18 protein-coding genes and 1 pseudogene are annotated in these 23,081 nt (G+C 66.2%); 10 read left to right on the top strand and 9 right to left on the bottom strand.

Annotation, left to right across the window (positions count from 1 at the left end; all coding sequences use genetic code 11):
- Positions 1-25: 25 nt before the first annotated feature.
- From ITX31_RS12350 to ITX31_RS12340, 3 genes and pseudogenes are all read right to left on the bottom strand, one after another.
- Positions 26-1,378 carry a DUF4192 domain-containing protein gene (locus tag ITX31_RS12350; protein ID WP_194783739.1) on the bottom strand — a complete coding sequence of 451 codons (1,353 nt, stop codon included), beginning with the start codon at positions 1,376-1,378 and terminating at the stop codon, positions 26-28.
- A gap of 121 nt (positions 1,379-1,499) precedes the next feature.
- Positions 1,500-2,867, bottom strand: coding sequence for an MFS transporter (locus ITX31_RS12345; protein ID WP_194783738.1), 1,368 nt, complete (start codon positions 2,865-2,867; stop codon positions 1,500-1,502).
- Between the two features lie 222 nt (positions 2,868-3,089).
- Positions 3,090-3,983 (bottom strand): annotated as a pseudogene (locus ITX31_RS12340) (proteasome assembly chaperone family protein); the annotation flags it as partial.
- A 212-nt stretch (positions 3,984-4,195) separates the two neighbouring features.
- Here ITX31_RS12340 and ITX31_RS12335 point away from each other — a divergent pair.
- The 5 genes from ITX31_RS12335 (at position 4,196) to ITX31_RS12315 (ending at position 10,332) form a co-directional block, all read left to right on the top strand.
- Positions 4,196-5,722 carry a leucyl aminopeptidase gene (locus ITX31_RS12335; RefSeq protein ID WP_194783736.1) on the top strand — a complete coding sequence of 509 codons (1,527 nt, stop codon included), beginning with the start codon at positions 4,196-4,198 and terminating at the stop codon, positions 5,720-5,722.
- A gap of 194 nt (positions 5,723-5,916) precedes the next feature.
- Entirely contained in the window at positions 5,917-7,299 is a 1,383-nt protein-coding gene (gene lpdA / locus ITX31_RS12330) for a dihydrolipoyl dehydrogenase (protein ID WP_091605558.1), read from the top strand.
- A 116-nt stretch (positions 7,300-7,415) separates the two neighbouring features.
- Positions 7,416-9,200 carry a 2-oxoglutarate dehydrogenase, E2 component, dihydrolipoamide succinyltransferase gene (gene sucB / locus ITX31_RS12325; protein ID WP_194783735.1) on the top strand — a complete coding sequence of 595 codons (1,785 nt, stop codon included), beginning with the start codon at positions 7,416-7,418 and terminating at the stop codon, positions 9,198-9,200.
- A gap of 147 nt (positions 9,201-9,347) precedes the next feature.
- A complete protein-coding gene (locus ITX31_RS12320) occupies positions 9,348-9,695 on the top strand; it encodes a hypothetical protein (RefSeq protein WP_194783734.1) in 348 nt (115 codons plus the stop codon).
- 208 nt (positions 9,696-9,903) lie between these two features.
- Positions 9,904-10,332, top strand: coding sequence for an OsmC family peroxiredoxin (locus tag ITX31_RS12315; RefSeq protein ID WP_194783733.1), 429 nt, complete (start codon positions 9,904-9,906; stop codon positions 10,330-10,332).
- 35 nt (positions 10,333-10,367) lie between these two features.
- On the opposite strand, the gene ITX31_RS12310 is transcribed toward ITX31_RS12315, so the two are convergent.
- Genes ITX31_RS12310 through ITX31_RS12290 form a run of 5 tightly spaced genes read right to left on the bottom strand, consistent with a single transcriptional unit; the run spans position 10,368 to position 16,903 of the window.
- On the bottom strand, positions 10,368-10,745 hold the full coding sequence (locus ITX31_RS12310) for a fluoride efflux transporter FluC (protein ID WP_194783732.1): 378 nt from the start codon (positions 10,743-10,745) through the stop codon (positions 10,368-10,370).
- Positions 10,742-11,206: a fluoride efflux transporter FluC gene (locus ITX31_RS12305; protein ID WP_194783731.1), complete on the bottom strand. Its 465-nt coding sequence runs from the start codon at positions 11,204-11,206 to the stop codon at positions 10,742-10,744. The genes ITX31_RS12310 and ITX31_RS12305 overlap by 4 nt, the downstream gene beginning before the upstream one ends.
- A complete protein-coding gene (locus ITX31_RS12300) occupies positions 11,203-11,724 on the bottom strand; it encodes a universal stress protein (protein ID WP_194783730.1) in 522 nt (173 codons plus the stop codon). Before ITX31_RS12300 ends, ITX31_RS12305 begins: the two co-directional genes overlap by 4 nt.
- 9 nt (positions 11,725-11,733) lie before the next feature.
- On the bottom strand, positions 11,734-15,252 hold the full coding sequence (locus ITX31_RS12295; RefSeq protein WP_194783729.1) for a S41 family peptidase: 3,519 nt from the start codon (positions 15,250-15,252) through the stop codon (positions 11,734-11,736).
- A gap of 10 nt (positions 15,253-15,262) precedes the next feature.
- Positions 15,263-16,903 carry a serine/threonine protein kinase gene (locus tag ITX31_RS12290; RefSeq protein ID WP_194783728.1) on the bottom strand — a complete coding sequence of 547 codons (1,641 nt, stop codon included), beginning with the start codon at positions 16,901-16,903 and terminating at the stop codon, positions 15,263-15,265.
- A 113-nt stretch (positions 16,904-17,016) separates the two neighbouring features.
- Here ITX31_RS12290 and lipB point away from each other — a divergent pair, with 113 nt between their 5' ends.
- The 3 genes from lipB (at position 17,017) to ITX31_RS12275 (ending at position 19,578) form a co-directional block, all read left to right on the top strand.
- The gene (gene lipB / locus ITX31_RS12285) at positions 17,017-17,733 is read left to right on the top strand and encodes a lipoyl(octanoyl) transferase LipB (protein ID WP_194783727.1); all 717 of its coding nucleotides are present in this window, start codon (positions 17,017-17,019) and stop codon (positions 17,731-17,733) included.
- Positions 17,730-18,734 (top strand): lipoyl synthase, encoded by a 1,005-nt coding sequence (gene lipA / locus ITX31_RS12280; RefSeq protein ID WP_194783726.1) that lies wholly within the window; start codon positions 17,730-17,732, stop codon positions 18,732-18,734. Before lipB ends, lipA begins: the two co-directional genes overlap by 4 nt.
- Before the next feature lie 91 nt (positions 18,735-18,825).
- Entirely contained in the window at positions 18,826-19,578 is a 753-nt protein-coding gene (locus ITX31_RS12275) for a DUF4191 domain-containing protein (RefSeq protein ID WP_194783725.1), read from the top strand.
- 75 nt (positions 19,579-19,653) lie between these two features.
- Here the strand turns inward: ITX31_RS12275 and ITX31_RS12270 are convergent, their stop codons facing one another.
- Positions 19,654-20,100: an RDD family protein gene (locus tag ITX31_RS12270; protein WP_194783724.1), complete on the bottom strand. Its 447-nt coding sequence runs from the start codon at positions 20,098-20,100 to the stop codon at positions 19,654-19,656.
- Positions 20,101-20,362: 262 nt separating this feature from the next.
- On the opposite strand from ITX31_RS12270, the gene glnA reads away from it, so the two are divergent.
- Both glnA and ITX31_RS12260 read left to right on the top strand, forming a co-directional pair.
- Entirely contained in the window at positions 20,363-21,787 is a 1,425-nt protein-coding gene (glnA, locus tag ITX31_RS12265) for a type I glutamate--ammonia ligase (protein ID WP_091605594.1), read from the top strand.
- Between the two features lie 126 nt (positions 21,788-21,913).
- Positions 21,914-23,065: a serine hydrolase domain-containing protein gene (locus ITX31_RS12260; RefSeq protein ID WP_194783723.1), complete on the top strand. Its 1,152-nt coding sequence runs from the start codon at positions 21,914-21,916 to the stop codon at positions 23,063-23,065.
- Positions 23,066-23,081: the final 16 nt, after the last annotated feature.

Below are 23,081 nucleotides of genomic sequence, written 5' to 3'. Positions count from 1 at the left end.
CTCCTCCGCCGGCCTGCAGGCCCGTTCAGGTCCGCGGACCGCCGCGCCACGCGGTCAGCGGGGACAATGCCCACTGCGGCAGCTCTCCCCGGCGCAGCAGTTCCCGAAGCAGCGCGGCGAGGCGGTATCCGGGTTCCTCGCGAAGGGCTGCTGAGAGGCAGACCTCTGCACGGGAACTGCGTCCCCGCGCCCACTCAACCCACCCCAGCAGGGTCAGCAGGGCGGCAGCCGGCTCACCTGCCGCCCGCTGCAGGAGGTCACTGAATACTGAGTGGGTGCGGTCCAGCCGTTCCCAGTCCGGGGCGGTGCGGCTGCGTCCAATGAGGATGGACCTGAACTGCTGGCCTGCGAGGGCGGGAGCTGACTGGTCTGCGCTTCCCGTTGCCGGCATCGACTCCGGTGCAGGGTGCAGCCATTGACGTACCCCGTTTGCGGCGGCAGCCAGTCCCGATGCAGCGAGAACCAGGACGGTGTCCCGAACAGGCTTGGATTCCAGGCTGGCGAGCAGCAGGGCGTCCCGTTCAAGCCCGTCATGTCCGGGATACGGGACATCGGACGCGGGAGGGACCTGCCGAGGTGTTGAGCAGATCCGGCGGTCCCAGGCTGCGAGCACTTCGTCGAAGACTCCAGGGGCGCCCCACGTGCCCTCCATGCGGCGGCGGACTTCTTCAACGCGTTGATCCAGCGCAGCGGTCCGCAGGATTCCGGCCACGTGCAGCGGTCCGTCCAGCGAACCACCCGGCGAGGGGGCGTAGGCACTGCCCCGATAAACCAGTTCTGCACTGAGCCTGCTCTCGGTGATCCTGTCAGCCGGATGCCCGGGCCAGGGACAGCAGGCGGCGTCCGTGCAGAAGTAGGCGCGCCATGATCCGTTTCCCGTCAGCCAGGCGTCGCGCAGAACCAGGCCGTTCTCTTCCAGTTCCCTGCCCAGCATTTCCATCAGGGCGCTGTAGGGCGGGGGGCCGCCTTCGGCCAGGGGAAGGTCCGTGAAGAGCACTGCCAGCACCCCGTCTGTGTCCGCATCATGGGACAGCAGCGAGGCAGCCCGGGAAACATAGCCGGAAAGCAGCTCAAGACTGTCCGGGCCTGGGCTGTCCCCCGAGCAGGACGCACCCGGCAGGTCAAGGCGAAGTGTCGCCCCAAGCCGTGTCCCGCGCAGCCCGAGGAGCACCAGCGACTCCTGCGGCTGGAAGCCGAGGCTGTGGGGTACGAAGGCCAGGATGTCCTGCGGGGTGCCGGCGCGCAGCACCTCAGGCATCCCTGCTCCGGAGGTATCAGGGGCCGGACCACCGCGTCCTGCAGCGGCGGGCCGGTCGGGCCGGCGGCGTCCGGGCCGGGCGCCGCCGGAAGCATGTCCTGCTTTCTGGGATTCGTTCATGCGCACCAGCCTGCCTCCGCGGGCGGCACACCGGTCCCGGCACCCTGTCTTCGGGGGACAACGGCCCCGCAGAACCGGATGGTGGCTTCGGTGTGGAGGAAGGAAGCTGTGGAGGAATGAGCTAGTCCGCTGCCGGTTCCTGGGCTGAGTGCCCGCCTTCCCCGGACCCGGCGCCCCTGCGCTCCTCGCGGCGGCGGCGGCGCTCCCGGGCCAGCGCATCCCGCAGCGGCGGCAGGCGCCGTCCTTCATCGGCCAGGGCCGCCCGGACCCTTCTGCGGTTGGCCAGGATGCCGGCCACCCCCACAACCGTCACCAGGAACTGCACGGCCAGGGCGATGCGGAAGGCTGCCATGTCATACAGGTCACCGCCGGAGAACCCCGTGTTGAGCAGGACATCGAGGACCAGGCCCACGAGGTACATCGAGATCAGCGAGGCAGTAAACCCGCCGATGTTCACGATCCCGGTGGCCGTGCCCAGGCGGGTGCTGGGGTTGTATGTCCGTGCGAAGTCGAAACCGATCATGGAGCCCGGCCCGCCAACGGCAAGCACTGCAACAAGACCCGCCAGGACCCAGACCGGAGCCGGGCCCGGCCAGAGCATTACCACGAGCCAGGCGCAGGCCATGGCAGCTGCGATCAGCAGGACCATGGTCGACCGGCGCAGCGGATGCCTGCCCACCCACGATCCCAGCCACGGTCCGCACACGATGGCAACCGCAACAAAGAAAGTCATCAACAGGGATGCTGCCGCGGGGGAAACCTGTTCGGCGCTGACCAGGTAGGGGTAGCCCCACATCAGCACGAACACCGTCCCGGGGAACTGGATGGTGAAGTGCGTCCACATGCCCAGCCGGGTGCCGGGCTGGCGCCAGGCTGCAGTGAGGGAACCGCCGTCGTGGGCCGCGCGCGGAGAACGCACGGCTGCGCCGGGCTGGTTGCGGATGAAAGCCAGCGCCAGCACGAAGGCGAGGACGGAGAGTGCCGCCGCTGACATGAACGCTGCATTCCATCCCAGTTCGTGCAGCGCCAGGGCGAAGGGAATGGCGCTGGCGATCTGGCCCAGCTGGCCGATGATCCCTGTCCACTGGGTCAGGACGGGAATTTTCGGCGCGGGGAACCAGGCAGGAAGCAGCCGGAGCACCGAGATAAAGGTCAGTGCATCGCCTGCACCAACCATCGACCGGCCCACAATGCCGGCGCCAACAGACTCCGCGGCGGCGAGCTGGAACTGCCCGGCGAACATCAGCACCGCTCCGGCGGCAATCAGGAGCCGGGGACCAAACCGGTCCACCAGCATGCCCACGGGAATCTGCAGTCCGGCATAGACGACCAGCTGCACGACCGTAAAAATGGACAGGACGGACGCAGTAGCAGAGAACCGTTCAGTTGCCTCCACACCCGCGACACCGAAGGCGGTCCGCTGGGTAACCGCAACCATGTAGGCGAAGACCCCGGCACCCCAGACCAGCCATGCACCCCGATTTTTCATACCGCACCGCCAGGCCCGGCGGTCACAGCACGGCCGACCCTATGCCTTGCCGCCGTCTTCGGGTGTTCCGGGCCGGTCGCCGCCGCCGGGAAGGGGCTCGGGGCCGTTCGGTTCAACGCTTTCCTCATCCTCGTCTGCCGCAGGGCCTTCGCCGTCCGGACCCGGTTCCTGCTCATTCTGTCCAACAAGCAGCGCCTCGGTCTCTTCCTCGGCCTGCGGGCTGGCCAGGTACGCTTCCACGGCGGCACCGAGCTCATCGGCGTCGGGCAGCTCATCGTTGTTCTTAACCAGCAGGGAACGCCGGACCGTGCTGCCGTTGTACTCGTCGTACCGGCTCTCCAGCGTGGACACGACGCCGCGTACCTCAGCCGAGGCGTCGACCTGCTGGGCAATCTGCTTTTCAACCTCCCGGCCGGCCTCACGCAGCCGGTCGGTCGGCAGCACCAGATTAGCCGCCGCACCGAGGTATTCCAGCGCCGCCACGGCGGCCGGCGGGAATTCGGCGTCCGAAAGGTAGTGCGGAACGTGGACAACATGGCCGACGACGTCGATGCCGGCCTCGGACAGGCGCAGCTCCAGCAGGTGCCCCACGGCAGCCTGGATCTGGGCCGTCGGCTTCCATGAACTGATGCCCTCGATCAGGTCCGGGCGGTTGCCGTGTGCCGTGACGCCGATCGGGCGCGTGTGCGGAACGGGCATAGGTATCGAATGGACCCAGGCCACGAGGGACACGTCGAGGGCGTGAACCAGGCTGAGCACCGCGGCGGTGAAGCGTTCCCACTGGAAATCGGGTTCAAACCCGGTCAGAAAAAGGAAAGGCTCACCCAGACCGTCATGGAAGCGATGCAGTTCGATGCGCGGAGCCTCGTAGCCCGTGAAGTGGTCCTCCACGAAAGTCAGCTGCGGACGGCGGGCACGGTAGTCGATGAGCTGGTCAGCGTCGAACGTGGCCACCAGGTCGTGTTCCAGGTTCTCGAAGAGCTCATCACGGACCTGGGACACCACATGTCCTGCCTCACCGAAACCCGTGAATCCGGCAAGCAGCGGCAGCCCGCGCACTTCGGCGGAAGCGGCCAGTTCCGGATCCAGGTTGAACAGGGTCAGCGGATCAAGCATGTTGTACCTTCCTGCCACTCGTCCCGTTGGTTTGCGGGTGCGCTTATGAAACTAAGCGCTTGGTCGTCAATCCCTTACTCAAGGGTAAACGCCACGCAATAGCCGATTCATTCCATCCCGACGGCGGTCCGGCCGCGTGGGCAGCGGAGGAAGAGACTACGATCGGAAGAACAAAGCACAAAGAACACACACAAACGTGAGGATGAAGCTTCGTGAGCAAAGCCAGTGAGCCAGACCTGCAGGTCATTTCCCGGGACATCCGCAAGGTCCAAACGCAGGCACTGGTAGTCGGCGTCGGGCAGAGCCCTGACGGACCCGTCCTGGTGGACAGCCCGCTCTCACAGAAGTCTTCCTCGGCTGTGGCCGGTTCCTTCGCACTGCTGGGCGTCACCGGCGCCGCCGACCAGGTGGTCCGACTTCCCGGCCTGCCGGAGCTGGAGGCTGAAATGCTGGTCCTGGCAGGACTGGGACCCGTTGCCGCCGGCGAGCAGCTGGGCACCGAGTCGCTCCGCCGAGCCGCCGGTTCCGCCGTCCGGCAGCTCGCAGGCACTTCCACGGTCGCCCTGGCGCTGCCCGCCGCCACGGTGGAAGACGCTGCCGCCGTTGCCGAAGGTGCCCTGCTCGGCGCATACAGCTTCACGGAACACCGCAGCACCCACTCCGCCAAGGTTCCCGCGCCGGTCTCCTCCATCACCGTGGTTACCTCCACCGCCGGCGATGCCGCCCTGAAACCTGCGCTCGAGCGCGCCCGGGTTGTTGCCCGCGCCGTGAACGCCACCCGCACGCTGGTGAACCAGCCGCCCAGCCACCTCTTCCCCGAGACGTTCGCCGCCGCCGCCCGCGACGCCGCCCGGCCGCTGCCCGTCAAGGTCACCGTGTGGGACGAGAAGAAGCTCGAACGCGAAGGCTTCGGCGGCATCCTCGGCGTCGGCAAGGGATCAGCCCGCCCGCCGCGCCTGGTCAAGGTGGAGTACTCCCCCGCCCGCGCCAAGGCCAAGCTCGCCCTGGTGGGCAAGGGAATCACCTTCGATTCAGGCGGACTGTCCCTGAAGCCGGCCGCCGGCATGCAGGCCATGAAGTCGGACATGGGCGGCGCCGCGGTCGTCCTTAACGCCCTCCTGGCCGTTGCTGAACTGGGCCTGCCGCTCAAGGTCACCGCCTGGCTCTGCCTCGCCGAGAACATGCCCTCCGGCACGGCCCAGCGCCCCTCGGACGTCCTAACCACCTACGGCGGACGCACCGTTGAGGTCCTGAACACCGACGCCGAGGGCCGACTGGTCATGGCCGACGGCCTGGCGATTGCCAGCGAGGAAAACCCGGACGTCATCATCGACGTCGCCACCCTGACCGGCGCGCAGATGGTCGCCCTGGGCAACCGTGTCTCCGCCGTCATGGGCGAGGACGGCGTCCGCGATGCGGTCAAGGCCGCCGCTGACCGGGCTGGGGAACTGTTCTGGCCGATGCCGCTGCCGGAAGAGCTGCGCGCGAGCCTGGACTCCCCCACCGCTGACCTGGCGAACATCGGTGAGCGCTTCGGCGGCATGATGACCGCGGCCGTGTTCCTCCGCGAGTTCGTGGGAGAGGTCGACGGCGTGAAGATTCCGTGGGCCCATTTGGACATCGCCGGACCGGCGTTCAACGAAGGCGCACCCTACGGCTACACCCCAAAGGAAGGCACCGGCGTGGCCGTGCGCACGCTGGTGTCCTACGCGGAGGACGTGCTGGCCCGCGCGGTATAGCACCCCAATATGTTCTGCGTGCAACTTAAAGGGGCATTTGTTGCGCGTGTTTCTGGTTACATTCGCCTTCCGGCCCACTTAACCGAGTGGATGCCAAGGAAACTGGGCGATAGTGTGAAACCTATTCACAACCGCCCGAATCACTAACCGACGCGCCATCAGTGCGTCAACAGATTACGCGAGGGAGCGTCCACGTGGCCGAAGAGGCAACTGCGCAAGAGTTCGACATCCTGATCCTCGGTGGAGGCAGCGGCGGCTACGCCGCAGCACTCCGCTCCGTGGAGCTGGGCTTTTCCGTTGGGCTGATCGAGAAGGGGAAGCTGGGCGGCACCTGCCTGCACAACGGCTGCATCCCCACCAAGGCACTGCTGCACTCAGCCGAAATCGCTGAAAACGCCAAGACTGCGGAGAAGTACGGCATCAAGGCCACCTTCGACTCCGTGGATATGAACGCCGTCAACTCCTACAAGGACAACATCATTGCGGGCAAGTTCCGCGGCCTGCAGGGCCTGATCAAGTCCAAGGGCATCACCGTCATTGAAGGCGAAGGACGCCTGACCAGCGAAAAGACCATTGAGGTCAACGGGCGGACCTACACCGGCTCCAACATCATCCTGGCCACCGGATCCTACTCCCGGTCGCTGCCGGGCCTGGAAATCGGCGGACGCGTCATCACCTCCGACCAGGCACTGACCCTGGACTACGTACCGAAGAGCGCCGTGATCCTGGGCGGCGGCGTGATCGGGGTCGAGTTCGCTTCGGTCTGGAACTCCTTCGGAGTGGACGTCACCATCGTGGAAGGCCTGCCGTCGCTGGTCCCCAACGAGGACGCCGCCATCATCAAGAACCTGGAGCGCGCCTACAAGAAGCGCGGCATCAAGTTCAGCACGGGCATCTTCTTCGAGAAGGTGGAGCAGAATGACGACGGCGTCGTCGTCACCCTCGCTGACGGCAAGACCTTCGAGGCCGAGCTGCTGCTCGTCGCCGTCGGCCGCGGGCCGGTCACCGCCAACCTCGGCTACGAGGAAGCCGGTCTGACCATGGACCGCGGCTTCGTCATCACCAACGAGCGCCTGCACACCGGCGTCGGCAACGTCTACGCCGTGGGCGACATTGTCCCCGGCCTGCAGCTGGCACACCGCGGCTTCCAGCAGGGCATCTTCGTCGCCGAGGAAATCGCCGGGCTCAAGCCGGTCGTGGTTGAAGACGTCAACATCCCCAAGGTCACCTACTGCGAGCCCGAAATCGCTTCCGTGGGCCTGACCGAGGCAAAGGCCAAGGAAAAGCTGGGTGCCGAAAACGTCCAGGTCCAGGAATACAACCTGGCCGGCAACGGCAAGACCTCCATCCTGGGCAGCTCCGGGCTGATCAAGATGGTCCGTGAGAAGGACGGCCCCATCATCGGCGTCCACATGATCGGCGGCCGCATCGGCGAGCAGATCGGTGAGGCCCAGCTGATCGTCAACTGGGAAGCCTACCCGGAAGACCTGGCCGGCCTGCTGCACGCGCACCCCACCCAGAACGAAGCCCTCGGCGAAGCCGCAATGGCCCTCGCCGGCAAGCCGCTGCACGGCTAGGGCAAAGAGTTTGCCGGTGCACCCGGCGCCAGCGGCGCCGGGTGCACTAGGCTTCACACCAACCAGCACCAGCGGCACGGCTGGTCAAAGAACTAATAAGGAGAAACGGGGACAATATGTCTGAAACCGTGAACTTACCCGCCCTTGGTGAAAGCGTCACCGAAGGCACCGTAACCCGCTGGCTAAAGCAGGTAGGCGATACCGTCGCCGTTGACGAGCCCCTGCTGGAAGTGTCCACCGACAAGGTAGACACCGAAATCCCGTCTCCGGTAGCAGGCGTCATCGAGGAAATTCTCGTGGCCGAGGATGATACCGCTGAGGTCGGCGAGGCGCTCGTGCGCATCGGCGACGGCTCCGGTTCTTCCTCCGATGACTCCGGTTCGGCGCCCGCCCAGGAAGAAGCGCCGGCAGCCGAAGAGGCTCCCGCCGAGTCCGAGGCCGCGCCCAACGAAGAAGCACCGGAAGAACCCGCGCAGGACGCCGGCTCCGATGAGTCCGGCGACAGCACCGACGTCACGCTGCCCGCACTGGGTGAAAGCGTTACCGAAGGCACCGTTACCCGCTGGCTGAAGGCCGTGGGCGACGACGTCGCTGTCGATGAGCCCCTCCTTGAGGTCTCCACCGACAAGGTTGACACCGAGATCCCCTCCCCCGTCGCCGGCAAGCTGCTGGAGATCAAGGTCAACGAGGACGAGACCGCCGAGGTCGGTTCCGTCCTGGCCGTCATCGGCTCCGGTTCCTCTGCTCCGGCCGCGGCCGAACCCAAGGAAGCTGAGCCCGTAGCTGCCGCACCTTCAACCGAGCGTGACGAGCCCGTCGCGGAACCGAAGGAAGAGGCGCCCAAGCAGGAAGCTCCCAAGGAAGACGCGCCCAAGCAGGAAGCCCCGAAGGAAGAGGCTCCGAAGCAGGAAGCTCCCAAGGAAGAGCCTCCGAAGCAGGAATCCGGCCAGGAAGAGTCCGGCTCCGGCACTTACGTCACCCCGCTGGTCCGCAAGCTGGCCAATGAGCACGGCGTGGACCTCTCCACCGTCAAGGGCTCCGGGGTAGCGGGACGCATCCGCAAGCAGGATGTCCTTGATGCTGCCGAAGCCGCCAAGGCAAAGGAATCGGCACCGGCTGCGGCGCCGTCGTCCTCTGACAAGGCCGCTCCGGCGAAAATCAGCGAAGAGAGCGCAAAGCTGCGAGGCACCACGGTCAAGGCGCCGCGGATCCGCCAGACCATTGCCCGGCGCATGATGGAGTCCCTGGACACCTCGGCACAGCTGACCCAGGTGCAGGAAATCGACATGACCCGCATCGCCACGATGCGGCAGAAGGCAAAGGCCGGCTTCAAGGAGCAGAACGGCGCCAACCTGACGTTCCTCCCGTTCATCGCCAAGGCCGTGGTGGAGGCGCTGAAGGCGCACCCGAAGCTCAACGCGTCCTACGACAGCGAGTCGCAGGAGGTCACCTACCACGACGCCGAGCACCTGGCGATCGCCGTCGATACCGAAAAGGGCCTGCTGGTGCCGGTCATCAACGACGCCGGGGACCTGAACCTCGCCGGCCTGGCAAAGAAGATCGCCGACGTCGGTGCACGCACCCGCAGCGGTAAGATCGGTCCGGATGAGCTCTCCGGCGGCACCTTCACGATCACCAACATCGGCAGTGTCGGCGCCCTCTTCGACACCCCGATCATCAACCAGCCCCAGGTGGGAATCCTGGGCACCGGTGCGATCGTGAAGCGTCCGGTTGTGCGGACTGACGAAGACGGCAATGACACCATTGCCATCCGGTCGATGATGTACCTGTCGCTGACATACGACCACCGCCTGGTGGACGGCGCCGACGCAGGCCGCTTCCTGCAGACCCTCAAGGCGCGCCTTGAAGAAGGCAGCTTCGAAGCCGATCTTGGCCTTTAACTGCTAAGGCAGGTTGAAGGCGGGTATCCCTCCAGGGGCACCCGCCTTCCGGCTTTAAGTCGCCTTCGACCTGCGATTTTCTACCCGTTGTAGAATAGTTATCGGAATAATTACGCACCCTGACACACTGTCGGTAAGATCGAAACCATGGACTTCCTTCACAACTTCCTCGTCTTCCTGCACATCCTCGGTGCCGGCGCAATCGTCGGCATCTGGCTTGCCAAGATCAAGAACCCCACCGTGATGCCCGGACAGTTCCACGCCGCACTGCTGCAGCTGGTAACCGGCATCCTGCTGGTAGGCGTCAACGAAATGGGCGACGGAGATGTCAACCACATCAAGGTTGCCGTCAAGCTCACCATCGCACTGGTGATCGCCGTCATGGCCTTCATCGGCCAGCGAAAGTACAAGAAGGACCAGCCGGTCTCGGGCGTCCTGGCCAATGGCGTAGGCATCCTCACCGTGGTCAACGTGGCAGTTGCCACTATGTGGTAACCGGCCCCTGGACGGCGATGCGACGCTGACCAGCCGAGCTGCTAGGCCCTTCCCCCCCCGCTGTTGGAGGGGAGGGGCCTTTTTCGTGCCCCTGGCCGGATGGGGACACACGACGGCGTCCGGGTCTGGCTGTTGGAAGCCCGTCCTGCAAGGATAGGCGCCAGTGCGTCCGGCAAACCCGCCCGGAGCCATTCCCGAAGGAGCATCCATGGCTACTGTCCGTTCAGCCCACACCATCTGGAACGGCGACCTGTTCCACGGCCGTGGTGAAGTCACACTCGATTCTTCCCAGCTGGGAACTTACGACGTCACCTGGAAGGCTCGCGCGGAGGAGGCAGAGGGACGCACGAGCCCCGAGGAACTGATTGCCGCCGCGCATTCAGCCTGCTTCTCGATGGCCTTCAGCAACGCACTCGCAGAGGCCGGCAAGACGGCAGAGCGCATCGAAACATCAGCCGAAGTCACGTTCGTTCCGGGCACCGGCATCACGGGCAGCCATCTGCGTGTCAAAGCCCTTGTTCCGGACCTGACGGCGGAAGAATTCACGGACATCGCTGAGTCCGCCAAGACCGGCTGCCCGGTGTCGCAGGCCCTGGCCGGCATCAGCATCACCATGGAGGCCACTTTGGAGGCCTAGAACCGGCAGGTCTGTTTCTCGGTGAACGCCGCGGCTTACAAGGCCGTGCCCACCCAGAGTCCGGCAAACGCCGCGCCCACTGAGGCAGCCAGCATCAGCACGCCGCTCAGGAAGGCTGCGGCACGCCGTCCCTCCCGGAGGAGCTGCACCGTCTCATAGCTCGCCGTACTGAAGGTTGTGTAACCCCCCAGTAACGCGGTGCCGACGGCGATGCCGAGTTCGCTGGGAAGCATGCGGTCAACGGTCAGCCCGGTAAGCACGCCCAGGATGGCGGAACCGGACACATTGATGAGGGTTGTGGCCCACTGAAACGCGGTCTTGAGGCGGGAGCGGATCAACCCGTCAATAACGAACCGCAGTGCCGCACCCGCACCGCCGGACAGCGAAAGCAGCAGGAAAAGCCAGGGAGTCACAGACGCCGCCCCCGATCCTTCTTCCCGCGCGGCCGGTCCGCGGTTCGGCCGCTGACCGCGGTGGAAAGGGCTATCCCTGCCCACGTCGCACAAGCGCCAAGCACAACCGTTCCAAACGCGTACGCCAGGGCTGCCGGCACCAGCCCGTCCTGCAGCAGCACTGATGTATCCCTTGCAAGGGCGCTGTAGGTCGTGAAACCGCCGCAGAAGCCCGTTCCCAGAAGGAGCCGAAGGTTCATTCCGGAAGTGTGCCTGGAACCTTTCCCGGTGAGGGCCGCGTAGAGACAGCCGAGCAGGAAGGCCCCCGTGACGTTGACCGCCGGGATGGCCAGCGGCACCGCGCCGATGCTCGGCAGCAGCAGTGAAAGAGCCTCCCTGCACGCTGCTCCGGCCCCGCCTCCCAGGGCAACCAACCCGATCAGCCGCCAGCGCAGGTGCGGAGGGCGTACGCCGCCGCTCATTCCGCCGGCCGGTCCGATGCGCTTTCGTTCCTCCTCGAAGCGGCCGGAACCACCACCACCGGCCGATGCTGCCGGCGGGCGAGCTTCGCGGCTACGGAGTGGCTGAGCAACTCCTGGATTCCCCCGCCCATGGCACGCTGGCGTGCCCCCACCACGATCATTGCGGCGTCAACGGTTTCCGCCAGATGGCCCAGGGCCGTGGCAGCCTCGCCGGGTATGGCCAGGGTGCGCCACCGAATGGTCCTGCCGCTGAGGATGACGGCCAGGTCCTCCGCCAGCTTCGGATCAAAATCGGCCTCACTCTCGTCCGCGAAATCAGGGTCGAGGGGAGAGCTGGTCACAGATCCGTCCGGAGACTCGCCGGTAGCGAAACGGGCGGGGTTGGCACAGGCACAAATCAGTTCCGAACCGAATTGCGCTGCGAAGCGTGCGGCTTCCCGGACGACCCGCGGTGACTGGCCCGGAGCGACCCCCACCACTACGGGATGCCCCGGCTGCGCCCCATCGTGACTGTCCATCGCGTGACCTTACTCCCGTTCTTCGTTACCGCTGACGTGCGCAGCCTGCGGCCTCGGAGGCAGCGGTGCCGGGCGAAGGCTGGGATAGCCTTCCCGGGCCGGCGGCACATCAGTGGGGATCTCCGCGAGCATTTCCTTCAGGATCGCCACCCCCTGCTCCAACTGGGGGTCGACGCCGGCGGCATAGGCGTGCGGCGGGTACGGAACCTCAATGTCCGGCTCGACTCCCCTGTTCTCGACGCCGAAGCCCACGCCCTTGGTAAACCAGAAAGCGTAGCGCGGCTGGGTCACGGACGTGCCGTCCGCCAAATCGAATCGGCCGTCAACGCCAACGACGCCGCCCCAGGTCCGGGTGCCGACTACCGGTCCGATTCCCCGCAGCTTGGCCACCTGCGTCACGATGTCACCGTCAGAACCGGCGAACTCGTCGGTGAGGATCACAACCGGGCCCCGAGGTGCCTGGTCCGGGTAGGTACCGGCCTGTTCTCCGCGCGGAAGCATCCACGCCGTGACCTTCCGCCCGATCAGTTCCGCGACGAGCTGGGAAGTGTGGCCGCCGCGGTTATGGCGGACGTCAATGACCAGTCCGTCTTTGGCCGCCTCGCTGTCCAGGTCACGGTGAAGCTGCGCCCAGCCGCTGGCGACCATATCCGGAATGTGGAGGTATCCGAAACTCCCGTCGGATGCCGCGCGAACGGCCCGGCGGTTCGCGTTCACCCGGTTCTGGTAGCGAAGCCTCTCCTCGCTGCGCAGGGGAACGACGGCGATCCGCCGCTGCTGCGGGCCGTCTTCGCCTGAACTGCGGACAACTGTCAGTTCCACGACGCGGCCGCCGGCGCCCACCAGCAGTGCGGCAGGTCCCTTGTCGGGCGGAACCGGCAGGCCGTCCACGGCAGTAATGAGGTCCCCGGGACGAACGTCCGCACCCGGAGCGCTGAGCGGTGAAATTGCCTTGGGGTCTGAAGACTCCGGGTCAAGGATGCGCACAACTTCCCAGCCGCCTGCACCCGGCCGGAGATCAGCGCCAAGGAATCCCTGCGCTCCCCCGCCCGTTTCCGCAGTGCCGGCAGCGGTGACGTACGCGTGGGAGGTGCCCAGTTCACCGTGCAGCTCCCACAGCAGGTCAACCAGGTCATCGTGGGAGCCCAGGTTCTGCACCAGGGGACGGTAACGCGCATGGACTTCTTCCCAGTCCAGTCCGCCCATGTCCGGGGTCCAAAAGAACTCACGCTGCAGCCGCCAGGCTTCATCGAAGGCCTGTCCCCAGATCTTCAGCGGCTCAAGGAGGATCCGAATCCTTGCCAGGTCGACGGTGACGTTCTCCGGGGAATCCTCGTCCGTCCGGGCACCTGCGGGAACCGCCCGCAGGCGGTGTTCGTTGCGCACCACCACCGTGCCTGCGTCCCGAGCGAGTTCGTAGTCCTCCAGGACGGGTACGAGCACGGAGACTTCCCTGGCCGCCATATCGAAACGCTCAAGCCTCTTGCCCGGCGCACGGTCCGAGGAACTGGCCCGCCCGTCGCCGGTGACGCCGTACACGTCTTCGGCCAGCCACAGCAGCGCACTTTCCGCGGCGCGCAGCTTGGTGTAGCTGCCCTGCGGAACCGGAACCGCGATGATCCGCTCTGCCAGACGGTCCAGGTCCACGGAGGTTCCGGGAACATCGGCGTCCTGCGGATCGTCGGATGACGTCTTTTCAGCCGGGGTCCCTTCCACTACGTGGGCGGAAGGGCCGAACGGCGATTCGGTGCCTGCGGCAAGCGCCACGAGAAACGGCTTCGTAGAAGTGGGGAATCCCAGGTCGAACCCGTGCGTGTCATAGACCGGGTCGAAGCTGCGCTCGGACAGGAACGCGAGGAACTTTCCGTCCGGGGTGAATGAGGGGCTGTGGTCATGGAACCGGCCGTCGGTCACGTCCGTGATCGCCGTCTCCGTCCCTGAGACTTCCCGGAGCCGGATCCGGCTGCGGGCTCCGTGGACCGTGACGGGTTCGGCCCAGGCCAGCCAGCGTGAGTCAGGGCTGAATGCCAGGTCCGTCACGGCTCCGTGGCCACTATCGGCTATCTCGGCAAGCTTTGCGGTACCCGCATCCAGGAGGTAGACCTTGCCGAACTCGGTGGCGACGGCCACGAGACTGCCGTCCGGGCTGGGTACCAGCTGCGATGTGCGGGAGAGCGACGGGAAGGGAATCCGTACCAAGCCGGCCTCAGCCGCCTTTTCCTGGGAGGCGAGGACTGCCTCGGACGCACCCTGGGCTGGTTCGTCGGTGCTGTCCTGGCCTTCGGTACGGGTATCGGCCTTGACGGACGTGTCCGTGCTGCCTGCCGCGGGGCGGCCGATTGCCGAGACCGGACGCGGCAGTTCGGTCGCGCCGGGCTCGGTGGAGGATGGGGCAGGGGCGGGAACCGGGGCCGGGCGCAGATACCCGGCGGCCGGCAGCGAGGCGAAGACGTCCTTGATGAACAGTGCCTCTTCATTGCCCGGGTCCGCGGCGTATACGGCCCGGCCATCCGGCAGCGGACGTCCAAGCCGGGCACGTACGCCCGGAGTAGCCTCAATGACGCGGGACGGGCCGTCCTGATGGGTGAGCCAGTGCAGAGTGCCGTGGGTTTCCACGACGCTGGCCTTGCCTGCGGCATCCGGGAATGCCGCCCGGAGGTGCCGGGCCGCGTCGAGCGGACGCGGCCGCCGGTTGGTCCCGGCGGATCCCAGGGTAATGTCCAGGCGTTCCGCCTCGGCGTCCAGGGACGACAGGATCCACAGCGAGCCGGCCGATTCGAAGACGATCCGAGTGCCGTCCGATGAAGGATGCCGGACGTAGAATTCCTGGAAATCGGTGTGCCGCCGGAGGTCGGTCCCGGCAGGCGTTACAGAGTAGATGTTGCCGTAGCCCTCGTGGTCGGAGAAGAAAGCGATCCTGCCCCCGACCCACATGGGGTAGGCAAGGTTACCCTCGAGTTCCGGCACGAGGCGGACGAACTCGCCGTTGCCGTCCGCGTCGATCCACAGTTTCCCTGCGGTACCCCCGCGGTACCGCTTCCAGCGGGCCGGCTCGCGGCTGAGCACCGAGCCGATAACCAGGGGCCGTTCGTCCCCCAGCACGGGGCCGTGGGCCAGCGTATCCACCGGACCGTAGGGAAGCCGCTGCGGCGCGGACCCGTCCAGCGGCACCTCATAGGCCCAGCGCAGCCGGAAGTCCTCGAACTCAAAGGGGCTCGTCGCAATGACGGCACCTCTCGGCGTAAACCCGCGGACCGTGGTGCTCTGGTTGCCCCAGAACGTGAGCTGGCGGAAGTCGCCGCCGTCGGTATCAGCAGTTACGACTTCAGGGGCGGAGCCCTGCGTGACGCTCCACGCAATTCTCGAACCATCCGGTGAGAATTTGGGGTTCCTTGCCGGCAGCTGCAGGGACGAAACCCGCCAGGCACGGCCCCCGGAGACCGGTGCCACCCACACATCGTCCTCGGCCACGAAGGTCACTCGGTCGCCGTGCAGGTCGGGGTAGCGAAGATACGGAGTTGAACTCATACCTCCGATCCTATCTTTTGCCTGCTGCGGGCTCCTGAAGGCGTGCCGCCGCAGGCAGCACCGAAGCGATCCGCCAATTCCCTCCGGTCCGCTGCAGTTCAAGGACCACGTCCTGGCGCTGCGCCGTGCCGGGTTCCGCTGCCAGGGTTCCGTCGCTGCGCACCTGCTTCCAGGCTGAGAGCTCGGCGGAGACCGCTACTCGGACTCGCTCCGCGGAAGAGATGCCCTCGGCGGAAGCATCCAGTACTGCCGCGGTGAGGCCCTCAAGCCGTTCACCACGCTCCTGCAGTGCCTGGACTGCTACCAGGTCCGCTGCTTCCGCCGCCGAGCCTGGATGGTTGACCTGCTCAAGAAGCACCGGGTTTCCCACTGCGAACGCGCGGGCGCGAAGTGCGGTGAGCACCTTTGCGGCAGCCAGCGGGTCATCCCCGGCCAGTACCGCCAGCTCACGTGGCGTCGGTCCGGATTCGGGACCCGAGGTGTCCAGCGCCTCTCCCGCGGCGGGGACCGGATTGACGGCGTCCGGGCGGAGCAGTTGAGGGGCAAAAGCCGCGATGGCTCCCAGCACGGCAATTGCCCCCACCAGCAGGGCGGCCGCAGCCAACAATCCGCGCCTCTCCCCTGCACGGCCGCGGTTCTTCCGTGCCCCGGTCCCCGGGACCGTGGTCCGCGCCTTCCGCCGCGGCTCTTCCCACGGGGCCCGCCGGGAGCGGCGCCCCTTCCGCCACCGCGGGGTGCGGGCGCGCCGGGACCGGACTGGATGCGAGGTGCGGCGGGTGCGCAGTTCCGCGGCAACGCTCGGGTGGACAGACGGGAGCAGGTCCAGCGGTTCCGCCGGGCAGGACCGCAGCACTCGAGCGGCGAAGTCACCGGCCCCGGGGCGTGAATGCGGGGCGTCTTCCAGCGCCGAATCCACCAGGTCCCGCAGTGCCGCCGGAAGCTCCGGCAGCAGGACGCTGAGCGGCAGGCGAAGTCCCGGAACCAGGGGTCTTCCGGTGAGCATGAACCATGCCAGCGCACCCAGCGCAAACACGTCTCCGGCTGCACCGGCGCCGTGCTCCGCCGCCGAACCAGCTGTACGGGGTGCGGTGAATCCAGGTGTTCCCGTGCCGCCTGTCGAGGGTTCGGCCAGGAGCCTGCCCGTGCCGAAATCAGCCAGCAGCGGTTTCCCGTTTGCCGTGAACAGGACATTGCCCGGTGACACATCTCCGTGGACGGCGCCCTCAGCGTGGAGGCAGTCCAGGGCGCGCCCCACCGCCACGAGCACAGTGACCGTTTCCCCGGCGCTGAGGGCGCCGCGGGCAGCCACCAGCCGGGCCAGGCTGTCGCCGGGCGCGTACTCCAGCAGCAGCCCGTTACCCCGGGAAGTGGCAAGGAACCCCTCAATGCCCAGCAGGTTCTCATGCCGGTACCTGGACAGGATGGCAAGCTCCCTGCGCATTTCAAAACCGTCAGCCTCGGCGTCCAGCCCAAGCGGCACCTTCAAGGCGTACCGCTTCTGTTCCCCGGGCCGTTCCACCAGCCACACGGAGGAGCTGCTCCCCCGCCCCAGGCATCGTCCGACGCGCCATTCGGCGTCAGGGAGTACCGGCCTGAGCGGGGAATCCGCGTCGACCGGTCCGGGCACGTCCGGGTCCTGGGCCATCTGCATGCCCACCTTTCTAGCTCTTCCGGCGCAGTCCCGCAGAAGTTATCCACAGGTCCGGTCCAAACGTGACGTGAATCATGCCAGCTTTCCATCACAATCCCGGCTAGGGTAACCGTATGGATTTGCAGTTTCTGCGCGTGGGCCTTGCACCGGACTACCTTGATTACCGGGAGGGGTGGGACCTTCAGCGCAGTGCCCACTCGGAGGTGAGGGACGGCAGCCGTCCGAACACCGTTTTCCTGCTTGAGCACACGCCTGTCTACACCGCGGGGCGCCGCACCGAACCTCACGAGCGACCCTTCGACGGCACGGAGGTTGTCAGCGTTGACCGCGGAGGCAAGCTCACCTGGCACGGACCGGGGCAGCTCGTGGGGTATCCCATCATCAAGCTGCCGGACCCTGTCCTGGTAGTGGACTACGTGGCGGCACTCGAAGATGCACTCATCGCAGTGCTGGCCGGCTACGGCGTCGAAGGCAGCCGTGTCCAAGGCCGCTCCGGCGTGTGGATCACCGGCACGGACAGCGCCCAGGACCGCAAGATTGCCGCCGTGGGAATCCGCGTGGACCACGGCGTCACCATGCACGGCTTCTCGTTGAACTGCAGCAATGACCTGGCGCCTTACTCCCAGATCATCGCCTGCGGCATCACGGATGCCGGAACTACCTCGCTCACCCGGGAGACGGGAACCCTGGTGACCCCCGCTGCGGTCGTGCAGCGTGTCGAGGAGGAACTCATGCGTACCCTCGGGAGGCTCGCCAGCCGTCCGGGAGCCGCCGCGTCCGCACCAGCGGCCGCCGGCACAGTCCAAGAAACACAAGGAGCCGTGACGTGACACTTGCCCCCGAAGGCCGCCGCCTGCTGCGCATCGAGCAGCGAAACGTCGCCGTTCCGGTGGAACGCAAGCCCGACTGGATCAAGGCCAAGGTAAACATCGGCCCCGAGTACGTGCACCTCAAGGGCCAGGTGAAAAAGGAAGGCCTCCATACGGTCTGCGAGGAAGCCGGGTGCCCCAACATCTTCGAGTGCTGGGAAGACAAGGAGGCCACCTTCCTCATCGGCGGCTCGGACTGTACCCGGCGCTGCGACTTCTGCCAGATCGACACCGGCAAGCCCTCTCCCCTGGACCGCATGGAACCCATGAAGGTTGCCCGCTCGGTCCAGTCGATGAACCTGCGCTACGCGACTGTTACCGGCGTGGCACGCGATGACCTGGCGGATGAGGGTACCTGGCTGTATGCGGAAACGATCCGGCAGATCCACGCCGTAAACCCGGGTACCGGCGTCGAAATCCTGATTCCGGACTTCTCCGGCAAGCCCGAGCACATCCAGGCGATCTGCGAAGCAGCGCCGGAGGTCTTTGCGCACAATGTGGAGACAGTGCCGCGGCTGTTCAAGCGGATCCGCCCGGCGTTCCGCTACGAGCGCTCCCTGGACGTCATTACCCAGGGCCAGGCGCTGGGCATGGTGACCAAGTCAAACCTGATCCTGGGCATGGGTGAGACCCGGGAGGAGATTTCCGGTGCGCTGCGTGACCTCCGCGGGGCCGGCTGCGACCTGCTGACCATCACCCAGTACCTGCGCCCCAGCGAACGCCACCTGCCGGTTGACCGCTGGGTCAAGCCCGAGGAGTTCGTGGAACTGAGCGCCGAAGCGGAGGAACTCGGTTTCCTGGGCGTCATGAGCGGGCCGCTGGTCCGGTCCTCCTACCGCGCGGGCCGCCTGTGGGCCGGCGCCATGCGGAAAAAGGGCCGGGTCCTGCCGCCGGCCCTGGCGCATATCGAGGATTCAGGAACCGCAGCGCAGGAAGCCTCCGCAGTACTGGCCCGGCAGTAACCCGGGGTTCCCGCCACTCCTCGGCGGCCCGGCGCACCCTGTAGTCACAGGGAGAAAGCGCCGGGCCGTCATCACGTAGAATTGACGCATTATGGCCAACAGCACTGATTCCGACGCATCCAAGGGCGCCCGCCGCGGCCTCTTCTCCCGCAAGCCGAAGGCGGAAAAGAAGAACAAGCAGCCCGGCCGCATGAAACAGATCGCCGATGTCTTCAAGATGACCCGGCGCAACGACCCCAGCGTTATCTGGCGGATGGCAGGTGCCTTCTTCGGCATCATCGCCATCGGCCTGATCATCGGGTTCCTGATCGACAACTGGGTGACGATGCTCATCATCGCGATCCCGCTCGGTCTGCTGGCCGCCATGTTCATCCTCTCCCGCCGGGCCGAGCGTGCCGCCTTTTCCCAGATTGAAGGCCAGCCCGGAGCTTCCGGTGCTGCGCTCTCCGTCCTGCGCCGCGGCTGGATCCTCGAAGAGCAGCCAGTGGCTGTAAGCCCGCGGACCCAGGACGCAGTGTTCCGCGCGATTGGCCGTCCCGGCATCGTGCTGGTGACCGAAGGACCCTCAAACCGTGTCAAGGCACTGGTCGACGGCGAACGCCGCAAGATGAACCGCATTGTTCCCAACGTTCCGGTCCATGTCATCCAGACCGGCCGCGGTGAAGGACAGGTACCGCTGCAGCAGGTGGCCAAAAAGGTCAAGAAGATGAAGAAGTCCCTCACCAAGCAGGAAGTCCAGGCAGTCAACAAGCGGCTCTCCGCCATTGGCCAGCGCCTGCCCATCCCCAAGGGAATCGATCCGTACAAGGCTCGTCCGGATCGCAAGGCCGCGCGCGGCCGCTAAGCCCAGCCAATAAGGAACGCCCCCGGCAAGCTGCCGGGGGCGTTCCTTATTGGCATGTTTCGTTCGAGTGCGGGGTCAGCGTCCGTGCTTGACCTTGACCAGGACGGTTTTCATGGCCCGGTCGTGCAGGCCGCGCTGGTCCGCGTCGAACACCAGGGCCGGGATCACCAGGCAGAGGAGCAGGGTGCGGACGACGCCGGCGAGGGGGCCCGCTGCGCTGCCGTCCAGTTTCTGGACCTGCAGGCTGAAGACGCGGTGGCCGATGCTGTAGCCCAGCAGACCCACCAGCACGATCTGCTCAGCGGCGAAGACCGCCAGGATCGAAACTTCTGTGCCGCCGAAGAACGCGTAGGCAATGTCCGAGGCGATCGCCCAGTCGATAACCAGCGCCCCGAGACGGGGACCGACGCGGGCAATCGAACCCGGCCCGCGAGGCGGCCTGCCCAGGCGCCGGCCGGGCCAGTTGCCTTCGTCCGACGGGGGGCCTTCGAGCCATGAACCTAAGCTTCTTCTGTCAACCACCGTTTAAGACTACCGGGTTGCCCAAGGCACGGCGGGCGCTTCGTGAAGCGGACAATTATGCCTGTGGCCGCGCGCACAGGCTAGGGTGGTTACAGGAGCACGGTGCACGTAACGTTGCCGAAACATCGGTGACACGGGCGGGTAATGGGGTGCTCCTAGACTATTTCCAGTTGTTGGATCCCGCGGGAATTCCCAGCTGGCGCAAGGACAGGCCCACCGCCCGAGGCCTTCCAACCAAACATGTATAAGGAGCATAGACACGATGTTCAAGAATGCGGACGAGGTCCTCAAGTTCATCGCTGACGAAGATGTGAAGTTCGTTGACATCCGGTTCACCGACCTTCCCGGCGTGCAGCAGCACTTCAACGTTCCGGCCAAGTCCGTGGATGCCGACTTCTTCATCAACGGCCAGCTCTTCGACGGTTCCTCCATCCGCGGTTTCCAGGGAATCGCAGAGTCGGACATGCAGCTGATTCCCGACGTCACCACCGCGTTCCTGGACCCGTTCCGCATCGAGAAGACGCTCGCCCTGAACTTCTCCATCGTGAACCCCCGCACCGGTGAGCCCTACCACCGCGATCCCCGCGGCGTAGCTGAGCGTGCTGAAGCCTACCTGGCTTCCACCGGCATCGCCGACACCGCGTTCTTCGCCCCCGAGGCAGAATTCTTCATCTTCGACAACGTTCAGTACGAATCCGCCCCGCAGGGCAGCTTCTACAAGGTCGACTCGATCGAAGCTCCCTGGAACAGCGGCCGCGAGGAAGAAGGCGGCAACCTGGGTAACAAGACCCCGTTCAAGGGCGGCTACTTCCCCGTTGCGCCGGTGGACAAGCAGGCTGATCTCCGCGACGCCATCTGCGTCGAACTGGACAACGCGGGCCTTGAGGTCGAGCGCTCCCACCACGAGGTCGGCGGCGCCGGCCAGGCCGAGATCAACTACAAGTTCACCACGCTGACCCACGCGGCCGATGACCTGATGAAGTTCAAGTACATCGTCAAGAACGTCGCCGATGCCTGGGGCAAGTCCGCAACCTTTATGCCGAAGCCGGTCTTCAACGACAACGGTTCGGGCATGCACTGCCACCAGTCGCTCTGGAACGGCGGCGAGCCCCTGTTCTACGACGAGAAGGGCTATGCGGGCCTTTCGGACGTCGCACGCTGGTACATCGGCGGCCTCCTGAAGCACGCTTCCGCTGTCCTGGCCTTCACCAACCCGACGGTGAACTCCTACCGCCGCCTGGTCAAGGGCTTCGAGGCGCCGGTGAACATGGTCTACTCCCAGGGCAACCGCTCCGCCGGTATCCGCATCCCGATCACTGGTTCCAACCCGAAGGCCAAGCGCATCGAGTTCCGCGCTCCGGACCCCTCGTCCAACCCGTACCTCGCCTTCGCAGCCCAGCTGATGGCAGGCCTGGACGGTATCAAGAACCGCATTGAGCCGGCAGACCCGATCGACAAGGACCTCTACGAGCTCCCGGCCGAGGAAGCCAAGGACATCCAGAAGGCTCCGGGATCCCTCGAGGAAGCACTGGATGCCCTCGAGGCGGACAACGAATTCCTGCAGGCAGGCGGCGTGTTCACCCAGGACATGATCGATGCCTGGATCACCTACAAGCGTGAGAACGAGATCTTCCCGCTCTCCCTGCGCCCGAACCCCTTCGAGTTCGAGCTCTACTACGGCGTCTAGCATTCCCCGCGGCAAACTCAGCCGCGGCCGACAAGGCCCGCACCGCTGCTCCGGCAGCCGTGCGGGTCTTTGTTTTCGTCGCCGAATGGCATTGACCCGGCAGGCAATCAGGTAGACGGTGGACGCATGCCCGGATCATTGCAGCCGTTGTGGGACAGCCTCGCCTCTCAGGTGCAATCCGGGTGGTGCCCGGGACTCGTTGCGGGGGTCCGCATCGGCGGGCAGACCGAAGTCAGGGCCTTTGGAACGCTGGATCTGCGGGGGACCGCCCCGGTGCAGCCCGGCACGCCGTTCCGAATCGCGTCGCTGAGCAAGCTGATCGGCGGAGCACTGGCCCTTGACCAGGTGGCCGAAGGGAGGCTGACCCTGGACGATGACATCTCACGCTGGCTGCCCGGGCTGGGAGACCTTCGCGTGCTGGCGTCACCGGACGCCCCGCTCTCCGTGACCGTTCCGGCACGCGGGCCGGTGACGCTGCGCCACCTGCTGACCCTCACTGCGGGCTTTGGCATAGATTTCGGCGAGACACCCTATTCCAAGGCCACCCGCGAACTGCTCTGGGGCCCCAATCCCCCGGACATGGACCCTGACACCTATTTGGACCGCCTGGCGCAGCTGCCGCTGGCCGCCCAGCCGGGCCAGCGCTGGATGTACCACTCAGGTGCGGACCTGCTCTCGGTACTGCTGTCCAGGATCGCCGGCAAACCGCTGTCCCAGCTGCTGGCAGAGCGGATCACCGGCCCGTTCGGCCTGGCCGGAACCGGGTTCCCCACCGGAACGGAAGAGTTCCCGGCTGCATACCAGGAGGAGGACGGTGAGCTGGTGGAGGCCGTGTCCTACAGGGACGCCTTCGGCGCTTCGCCGCAGTTCGAATCCCTCGGCGGCGGCATGGTCTCCACCGTTCCGGACTATGCAGCCTTCCTGTCCGCGCTGGCAGACGATGTGCTGCTTCCGGCAGGCACGGCAGCCTCGATGGCAACGGACCAGCTGACCTCGGGCCAGCGTGCCGGCTTCACCGAAATGGCCGGGCCGGGAGAAAGCTGGGGTTACATGACGGCGGTCCGGACCAAACCCGGCGCTTCCTGGTCCGAGCCCGGAATGTGGGGTTGGGCGGGAGGGTCCGGCACCAGCGCCGCTGTCTATCCGAACGGGGACATCGGAGTGGTCTTCACGCAGCGCTTTATGTCCGGCCCACAGGACAGCTTCGACTGGTTCTGGGGACCCTTCGGGGCTGCCCGGTCCGCGGCACGCGGCATGCCCGGGACCGCCGGCGCTTAACGCACGACGGCGGCGC

It is taken from the genome of Arthrobacter gandavensis, from assembly GCF_015355785.1.
In the GTDB taxonomy this organism is placed as follows: Bacteria; Actinomycetota; Actinomycetes; order Actinomycetales; family Micrococcaceae; genus Arthrobacter_B; species Arthrobacter_B gandavensis_A.
This window is presented reverse-complemented; position numbering and strand designations above follow the sequence as displayed.